Source organism: Candidatus Ancaeobacter aquaticus (assembly GCA_030765405.1).
GTDB classification, from domain to species: domain Bacteria; phylum Auribacterota; class Ancaeobacteria; order Ancaeobacterales; family Ancaeobacteraceae; genus Ancaeobacter; species Ancaeobacter aquaticus.
Genome location: JAVCCP010000073.1, coordinates 1 through 3,003, shown reverse-complemented (window position 1 = coordinate 3,003; position 3,003 = coordinate 1). Strand labels below are relative to the sequence as shown.

The following is a 3,003-nucleotide window of genomic DNA, read 5'->3' as shown; positions in this document are numbered from 1 at the left end:
GCATCCATGGTTTTGTTATCGTATAGCTACTGAAGCAGGTTTATGGGAGTTTGATACTAGGGACAGGAGTTATCGTCTTTTACAGTTGAGGGGTAAAAATATTTACCCCTCTAAATACTCTAAGTTCATAAAAGCATTTAGCTAGCTAATCTTGCCTTTGTTTATCCTCAATTCACTCTCTTGTACTCATAAAGATATGTGGCTTTCCTTTTGCCTAGAACTCTGTATAATATGATGTTTGCCGTGCATTAAGGGATATTATCCATTTTGTAAAGGATTCTTTATGAGAATAATAAGACATAGTTGTGATACATGATGAAATATTCGTATACCATGGAAGTCTATATAATAATATGTTCTGTATAAGGAAATTGATAGAGGGAGAGTCGTGATTACCAAGATTGAATTAAGTGATGTTGCAAGTTACAAAATCCTCACAGCTTTAGCGACTGACAAAAAGGTCAATCTTGTCTATGGGCTTAACGGAACAGGTAAAAGCATCCTCTCAAACTTTTTATACGACAAAGATGGTGTAGCATTTTCAAAATGCTCTATTGAAGGATTAAACAATGAGGAAATTCTGGTATATAACCAAAGGTTTATTCAGGATCATTTTTACGAATCAGATAATTTGAAAGGCATTTTCACTTTATCAAAAGAAAATAAAGTAGCTGAAGAAACGATTAGAAATGCTCAGAATAAAATAACAGCTATTAGTGAAGAGAAAGCCAGCAAGACTAAAGATATTAACACGATTAATAGCGAACTGTCACAGAGAACACAGAGTGCTGAGAACAAGGTCTGGGAAATAAAGACTACATATACTGGAGGTGACAGGGTTCTGGAGTTTTGCCTTGAAGGTCTAAAAGGTAAAAAGGAAACACTTTTTTGCCATATCTCTGGTCTTGTTAAACCAGAAAGTAAGCCAGATAAAACTACTGATGAACTGAAAAAAGAAGTTGAACCCTTGCAGGCTGAAAATGCAGAACGGTGTAACACCATTACTACTATTACATTTACGGGACATAAGATTGAGAATGAAACATTATTTCAAAAAGAAATCGTTGGAAATGTAAACAGTACTGTAGCAGAATTAATAAACAAACTCGATAATTCAGACTGGGTAAAACAAGGATTAGAGTATTTGCCAGCTGATATTTCTAAAGACGGTGAACCTTGCCCTTTTTGCCAAGAAAAGACTATTACACAGAATGTTTCAAATAATATTAAAGACTATTTTGGCGAGTCTTATGAAAATGACATTAAAGAACTAAAAAAACTTTCTTATGACTATGAAACTGCAATCAATTCTATTCAATCAAGAGAAACATATGAATCCAACCCGTTTTTAAGTGAAAGTAAAACAGAATTCCAAAGTAAATATAACCAAGCATTAAAAGTTTTGGATGACAACAAAAGAAAGATTGAGGAAAAGCTTAAAACCCCAAGTCAGCAGGTAACTTTTGTAGATTCATCAAAAGTGATTAAAAACCTGAATCAATTCATTAACAATGCCAACCAAAAAGTTTGCAAGCACAACCAACGAATTGATAATAAGGAAGAGGTTTTAAATCAAATAAAAAAAACATTTTGGAATATTTTGCGTTGGGACTATGACCAGACGCTTTCTGCCTATAAAAAAGAAACAGATGAGGCTCATAAAAAATCTAATAATATCACAAAAATTATAGAGAATCTTGAGAAACGAATTGTAACACAAAAGCAGATTATATGTGAGCAACAAGAAACTACAGTCAATATTGAAGAGGCAATTGTTTCAATTAATAGCGGTTTAACAGAATTAGGTATAGATGATTTTAAAATAAAAAAGCATTCCGATAATCTGTATGCAATAGTTAGAGACGAACAGGATTCCGATACTTTTCAAACTCTTAGTGAGGGTGAAAAGATGATAATCAGTTTTTTGTATTTTCTTGAACTATGCAAAGGAAAGAAAAATGCTTCTGATGTAGGCCAAAAGAAAATAATTGTGATTGATGACCCAATTTCGAGCTTGTCACATATCTATATATTCAATATCGGACTGTTGATAAAAAATGAGTTCCTATACTCAGATAAATACGAACAGGTATTTGTGCTAACACACAGTCTATATTTTTTCTATGAGTTGACTGATATAAATCATGAACGCCGAAAAAAAGACCAAAAGCTATTTAGACTGCTAAAAAATTTTAATGGCAGTCAAATTCTAAATATGAAATATGAGGAGATTCAGAATGACTATCATTCTTATTGGCAGATAGTAAAGGATGATAAACAGCCCCCAGCAGTTGTCGCAAATTGTATGAGAAATATTATTGAATATTTTTTCAACTTTATTGAAAAAAAAGACTTAAACAATGTTTTTCAAAAGCCTGAATTGCAGAATAATAAGTATCAAGCATTTTACAGATATATAAACCGTGAGTCCCATTCGCTTGGACAGAATATTTTTGATTATAAAGAATTCAATTACGATCACTTTAAGGAAGCTCTCGGTTTGGTATTTAAGGAAAGTGGATATAAAGAACATTATGAAGAGATGATGAAAAACCCATAACTAAACACCGCACTGGATATTTTGGAAAATTTAATAAACCTTTTAAATAATACAAAAAATCTTTGGAAAAATAACGATACTAACTTTGAAAACAAGTTAGATGCATGGCTTGATGCTCTTAATTGTGGTGCACAGCATTACCGTGTAGCGAAGAAGCAATTTTACAGGTGGGGGTCTCTGAAGGCTTACGTTTCTGTGCTGTTCATCGCAGAATATCGATAGACTTGTGTTGGCATACAAGGCATGTTTGCGTGTCGATGCTGTCCTTGTGATCGATATTTACACTGCGTATGTTCTTGATAGGGTGCGAAAAGTATCTAAACATATTCCTGCTTTTAACTGGCGCAATATCAGAGTGAAATTTCACAAACACCAAGCTGACATACTTGCCGAAAAGGTGTCACAAGAACTCCTTTATTTTTACAACAAGAAAAAGATCGATT

Annotated in this window: 2 protein-coding genes; both read left to right on the top strand. The window is 33.1% G+C overall.

Annotated features, from left to right (window positions below):
- Positions 1-388: 388 nt before the first annotated feature.
- Positions 389-2,560 (top strand): AAA family ATPase, encoded by a 2,172-nt coding sequence (locus P9M13_10300; GenBank protein MDP8263674.1) that lies wholly within the window; start codon positions 389-391, stop codon positions 2,558-2,560.
- A gap of 226 nt (positions 2,561-2,786) precedes the next feature.
- Positions 2,787-3,003 (top strand): hypothetical protein (locus P9M13_10295; GenBank protein MDP8263673.1); only part of this gene is annotated, 217 nt, incomplete at its 3' end.